Source organism: Actinoplanes sp. NPDC051633, from assembly GCF_040681735.1.
In the GTDB taxonomy this organism is placed as follows: Bacteria; Actinomycetota; Actinomycetes; order Mycobacteriales; family Micromonosporaceae; genus Actinoplanes.
Genome location: NZ_JBFAZH010000459.1, coordinates 1 through 5,723 on the forward strand (window position 1 = coordinate 1; position 5,723 = coordinate 5,723).

5 protein-coding genes and 1 pseudogene are annotated in these 5,723 nt (G+C 65.1%); 5 read left to right on the forward strand and 1 reads right to left on the reverse strand.

Annotation, left to right across the window (positions count from 1 at the left end; translation table 11 throughout):
• Positions 1 to 90: 90 nt before the first annotated feature.
• The 5 genes and pseudogenes from AB0M20_RS23745 (at position 91) to AB0M20_RS23765 (ending at position 4,927) form a co-directional block, all read left to right on the forward strand.
• Positions 91 to 540, forward strand: coding sequence for an IS3 family transposase (locus tag AB0M20_RS23745; protein ID WP_364301574.1), 450 nt, complete (start codon positions 91 to 93; stop codon positions 538 to 540).
• A gap of 527 nt (positions 541 to 1,067) precedes the next feature.
• A complete protein-coding gene (ltrA, locus tag AB0M20_RS23750) occupies positions 1,068 to 2,510 on the forward strand; it encodes a group II intron reverse transcriptase/maturase (protein WP_364301576.1) in 1,443 nt (480 codons plus the stop codon).
• Between the two features lie 107 nt (positions 2,511 to 2,617).
• Positions 2,618 to 3,031, forward strand: a pseudogene (locus tag AB0M20_RS23755) (DDE-type integrase/transposase/recombinase); the annotation flags it as partial.
• Positions 3,032 to 3,224: 193 nt separating this feature from the next.
• Positions 3,225 to 4,244 carry an SDR family NAD(P)-dependent oxidoreductase gene (locus tag AB0M20_RS23760; protein ID WP_364301578.1) on the forward strand — a complete coding sequence of 340 codons (1,020 nt, stop codon included), beginning with the start codon at positions 3,225 to 3,227 and terminating at the stop codon, positions 4,242 to 4,244.
• Entirely contained in the window at positions 4,241 to 4,927 is a 687-nt protein-coding gene (locus AB0M20_RS23765) for a sugar phosphate nucleotidyltransferase (RefSeq protein ID WP_364301580.1), read from the forward strand. Before AB0M20_RS23760 ends, AB0M20_RS23765 begins: the two co-directional genes overlap by 4 nt.
• 330 nt (positions 4,928 to 5,257) lie before the next feature.
• Here the strand turns inward: AB0M20_RS23765 and AB0M20_RS23770 are convergent.
• The coding region (locus AB0M20_RS23770) for a glycosyltransferase (protein ID WP_364301582.1) at positions 5,258 to 5,723 on the reverse strand (466 nt) is incomplete at its 5' end.

Below are 5,723 nucleotides of genomic sequence, written 5' to 3' on the forward strand. Positions count from 1 at the left end.
CCCGACGTGGGGAATTTGATCTAGCAGCAGTGGGGAGTTTCGGCTAGCGCCAACAGGTGCCCCCAAAGACGCTACGCGGCGGTCCAAGTAATGACCGCCGAAGGCATCCCGGTCGAGCTCGCGTGCCGGGTGGTCGACGTGTCTACATCCGGCTATTACGAGTGGTTGACCCGGCCACCATCGGCGCGGTCGGTGCGCCACGCCTGGCTGACCGGCTTGATTACCGAGCTCCACCTGCAGTCGCGGGCCACCTACGGCGCCCGGCGGGTACACGCCGAACTCCGGCTGGGTCGCGGCATCGCGGTCGGTCACGGCGCGGTAGAGCTGCTCATGCGCCGCGCCGGCCTCGCCGGGGCGACGGGCCGGCCGAAGTGGCGACGGGCCAAACGCGACGAGGTGGCGCTCGATCTGGTCAACCGGGACTTCACCCGCAGCGGCCCGAACCAGCTGTGGGTCACCGACATCGAGCGCCACGAGGCGCTGTGGAACCGAGTGGAGGTGGGAGACCTTCACCGGCCTGCTGTCGCAGCGGCGGGCTGAAGCTGGGGGCAGCCTGATCCCCGAGGTGGGGGTGAGGGTGGAAGCGGCCCTGACAACGACGAGGCGGGTCAGTACTGCCAGATGGCCTGGGCTCGGCAAGCGAGACGGAAAGGCGTACGTGAGGAACCAGCGGCTGAACGCCTCTCAAGAGAGCCACCAGCTCGAACCTGGCGGATCTGGGCTGGATAGCAGCCCGTACCCGCCACACGATGTGGGTGGGGAACTCCCGGGCTGGGTGATGTCGCCGGTCGGGAGGCCGAGGTGAAGGTCTGCGGCGTAGCCGCGGCGATGCTGCAGGGGCATAGCTGGGCGCCGACCCCGTCGAACGGTTCGACAGTGAACGTGGGAACCATCCCGGCTGTCCCCGGCCCGGTCTGCAGCCAGCAGCCCGGTGGGAAGGCCCGCCGTCGGCTGACGCCGCCGGGGTGGGGCGGAGGACCCGTAGTAGTCCGAGGCCGGGAAAGCCGGCCGCATGGCGAAGGAGTCCAGCGTGGTCGCGGCATCGCCGCAGGATCAGGAGGCCGCTGGTGAATATCGGCGATCCGTGGCCGGACCTCGACGAGGCCGAAGCGCGGGTACTGGTGATGCAGACGAAGCTGCACCGTTGGGCGAAGGCCGATCCCGGTCGTCGCTTCGATGATTTGCGCAACCTTGTCTATGACCCGGCGTTCCTCGTGGTGGCGTGGAACCGGGTGCGGGGCAACAAGGGTGCACGAACGGCCGGGGTCGACGGCATCGCACCACGTGCGGTCGATCATCTCGCCGGGGCGCTGCTGGGATGGCTGCGGGCTGAGCTCAAGGCCGACCGGTTCGTGCCGCAGCGAGTGCGGGAGAAGGCGATCCCCAAGGCGTCCGGGAAGGTCCGGAAGCTGGGGATACCGACCGTCGCGGACCGGGTCGTGCAGGCCGCGTTGAAGCTGGTGCTCGAGCCGATCTTCGAGGCGGACTTCCAGCCGTGTTCCTACGGCTTCCGCCCGAAGCGCCGGGCGCAGGACGCGATCGCCGAGATTCACTATCTCGCTTCACCCACCCGCAACTACGAGTGGGTGTTCGAGGCCGACATCACGGCGTGTTTCGATGAGATCGACCATCCGGCCCTGATGGGCCGGGTGCGGCATCGCATCGCCGACAAACGCGTGCTGAGCTGGGTGCAGGCGTTCCTGCGGGCCGGGATCCTGACCGAACAGGGCCTGAACCGCGAGACGATCACCGGCACACCCCAGGGTGGGATCCTGTCACCGCTGCTGGCCAACATCGCCTTGTCCGTGCTGGACGAGCACTTCGCCCGCAAGTGGGCAGCGCTCGGACCGGAATGGACCCGCGCCAAGCACCGCCGCGCCGGAGGGCCGGTCATGAAGATCGTCCGCTACGCCGACGACTTCGTGGTCATGCTCGCCGGGCAACGCGCCGATGCGGAAGCGCTGCGGGCTGAGGTCACCGCGGTGCTGGCCCCGATGGGCTTACGCCTGTCGGAGGCCAAGACCAGGATCTGTCACATCGACGAGGGCTTCGACTTCCTGGGCTGGCGCATCCAACGCCGGGCCTGGCGCAGCCGAACCGGCAGAACAACCGTCTACACCTATCCGTCGAAGAAGGCACTCGCCTCGATCGTGGACAAGGTGCGGACGCTGACCCGACGCAAGAACCATCGAACGCTTGCCGACCTGCTGCACCGAATCAACCCGGTGCTGCAGGGATGGTGCAACTACTTCCGGCACGGCGTGTCCTCGCGCACCTTCGGCTACCTCGACCACTTCGCCTTCTGGCGAGTCGTCGGGTGGCTACGCAAACGCCACGTCGGGCTGAATATGCACACCCTCGTCCGCCGGTTCCTGCCAACGTGGCAGATCCACGCGGACGGCGTCGAGATGTTCCGGCCGGAAACCTTCGCGATCCAGCGATACCGCTACCGGGGCACCCGCATCCCGAATCCGTGGACGGCAGCAGCGACACCCGCACCCACGGCATGACCACGCGGAGAGCCGGATGCGGTGGAAGCCGCACGTCCGGTTCGGAGGGCGGGCCGCAGAAACCACCACGCCGAAAGGCTGGCAAGGCGCTGCGGTCCGACCCCTACACCGAGCACCGCACCGGCGAGGGCAAGCTCTACCTGTGCGCGGTCAAGGACGTGTGATCGAACCGGATCGTCGGCTACTCCATCGACTCGAGGATGAAGTCCAGGCTGGCGGTGAACGCGCTGCACAACGCCGTCGCCCGGCGCGGTCCTGTGGCCGGCTGCGTGCTGCACACCGCCCGCGGATCGCAATTTCGCAGCCGGAAATTTGCCCGCACCCTGAACCAGCGCCAGATGATCGGATCGATGGGCAGGGTAGGCGCCGCCGGCGTCAAAGCCGCCATGAATCAGCTGAGGACTGCGATCGTGACCTGGATCGAACGGACCCGCCACCGCCGACGGCAACGCTCTTTGTGCCGGTTGACCCCTATCGAGTACGAGACCATCATGACCCCACCGGCCAGTCAGGCCGCGTGACTCGAACTGTCACCTATCGGTGCAGCGGACCCGTGTGACCATCATTAGATGTGACGTTCGGGCTGATAGAAGCGGACGATCAGTGCGGCGAGCAGACGTCGGATCTCGGATGTGGTAGCCGATCATCATGCCGCGGTCGGCTGCGTGGCGAGATCGGATCCCCGACTTGCGTATAGGCGACTGACGAACCAAAGTGGTCGAGGTGGGAAGCCTGGGCATTGGCATGGGTCGGCCAGGCACGCAGGTCCTGGTCACCGGCGTTGGTGGGTTTATCGGAAGCCACGTCGCCGAGGCGCTGGTTCTCGCAGGAGCGCGCGTGCGAGGGTTTCTGCGCTACCGTGCTGGCGACACTCGCGCTGCGCTGCGCTGGTTGCCGGATGGCATGCTCGCTCACATAGAATTAATGGAAGGCGATCTACGCGACCCCGAGTCCGTGGTCGACGCGACGGCCGGATGCGAGGTTGTCCTCCACCTGGGAGCACAGGTTTCAGTTCCGCGCTCTTACGCCAACGTGCGGGACTTCTTCGAGACCAACGCGATGGGCACACTCAACGTCGCACTTGCTGCATGCCGTGCGGACGTGCGCCGTCTCGTCCTTGTGTCTTCCAGCGAGGTCTATGGTTCTGCCCGGTTTACGCCGATCGATGAGAACCACCCTTTACAGGCACAGTCGCCATACGCCGCTAGCAAGATCGCCGCAGAGCAGCTCGTACGCAGCTTGACTTGTTCACAACAACTTGCAGCCACGATCGTGCGCCCGTTCAACACGTTCGGGCCACGTCAGACATCGCGGGCGGTCATACCGTCGATCTTGAGCCAAGCGGTGCGCGGGCCAACTGTACGGCTCGGCAGCCTGTGGCCACGGCGAGACTTTACCTACGTGGACGACACGGTGGCCGGAATCCTAGCGTTGGCGTCCGCCCCGGAGGCGAATGGCGAGACTGTCAATCTTGGGACCGGCCAAGATGTTTCGATCGAGGAGTTGGTCGAATTGGTGGCGCACGTGGTCGGGCACGACTTAAATGTTGAGGCCGACGACCGGCGCACAAGGCCAAGCGCCAGTGAGGTGAGCCGGCTGCAGAGTAACGCCGCAAAAGCCAATGCGCTCGCCGGCTGGTCCGCGGCCGTCCCACTGGTTGAAGGCCTACGGCGCACCGCCGACTGGATCGGTGCACATCTGGACCAATATGAGCCCGGGCGCTACGTCATATGAAGGCAGTCGTGTTGGCCGGCGGACGAGGTACCCGACTTGCGCCATACACGTTTGTGCTTCCAAAGCCGCTACTGCCGATCGGTGACCAGCCTATCGTCGAGCGCATCGTCCGACGCCTAGCACTCGCAGGCTTTTCTGACATCCATATATCGCTAGGATACCTGGGCGGCCTTATCTCCTCGTACCTAAGAGAGCTTCAAGGGCTTCCTGAGTCACTGAGCTTGAGCTTTGCGAGCGAGAGCGTGCCTCTCGGCACCGCTGGCCCCTTGCAATCCGTGCCCGGCGGACCACAGCCCTTGCTCGTGACGAACGGCGACGTGTTGAGCGACCTCGACTACGCCGACCTCGTCGCATATCACCAGGGTGCCTCGGCCGCATTGACCATCGCCACGCAGCCACGGGAAAGTGCAGCCGACTTCGGCGTCGTCACCATCGATTCCGACAACTGCGTGACCAGCTTCATCGAGAAACCGGTCACGCGCCAAATCGTGAATATGGGGATCTACGTCTACGAGCCATCGGCATTGGCCTATCTTCGTGCTGGCGAAAGGATGGACGTGCCTGAGCTCGTTCGGACGCTGTTGCGGGCCGGCGAACGAGTTGCTGCCTATCCCTTCACAGGCGCCTGGCACGATGTCGGTACACCGCCCGAGTTTCATAGTGCAGCACGTGAGTTCGGATAGTCCCGCTGACGCCGGCGCGCGACGCCAGGTCGTCCAGGTGCGAACGCAGGCGAGCGGTCTACGGAGGAGACGCTGTCGTGTGACCGTTGGCCTGTAGCACGCCAAATCGCCGACGGTGCTCGGCGTCAACGACTTCGCGCTGCGCCGCGGCCGCCGTTACGAGGACCCTGCTCATCGACGCCGTAATCATCCTCGAGACGACGTGCTGTCCAACCGCACGGTCCAGACCCTGGCCGCACGTCGCGCAAACACCCGGAAGGCAAAGGCAGTGCTCAGAGTGCATGTTTGACGCTGGCCCGTCCCGGAGTCTTCATAGGCCAAGCGCAGGCCCTACCGCGCTGGCGATCCGTCGATCAACCGAGAGCAGATGCGCAAGAAATTGACCCAGTCCCGAACCGCCACACCCGGCGAGTACCTTAATGCATAGCTAATACCCGCCGCTCCCAGACGCTTGCGAAGCCCGGAATCGATCATTAGGCGTCTCAACGCACCTGCAAAGGCGCCCTTCTGCCGCTCTGCAGCGAGCAAGCCTGTTTCACCGTGAATCACCTGCGCCCGAATACCAGCAGACACGTCGTACGCGACCAGAGGCAAACCAGCTGACGACGCCTCAGAGAGAACCAGACCAAACCCTTCATAGTGGCTAGCAAGCGCGAAAATTGAGCTAGATCGATAGGCATCCCTCAGCTCTGACCAAGTCCGCCGACCGAGAATCGTTACGCGGAACCCTTCTCCGGCCCGCAAGGCAGCGGCCTCCTCCAGCTCAGACCTCAATGGTCCATCGCCGACGACCCAC

Coding starts and splice junctions, on each gene's coding strand:
- AB0M20_RS23765 (WP_364301580.1), top strand. CDS start 4,241: ATGAAGGCAGTCGTGTTGGCCGGCGGACGAGGTACCCGACTTGCGCCA.
- AB0M20_RS23745 (WP_364301574.1), top strand. CDS start 91: ATGACCGCCGAAGGCATCCCGGTCGAGCTCGCGTGCCGGGTGGTCGAC.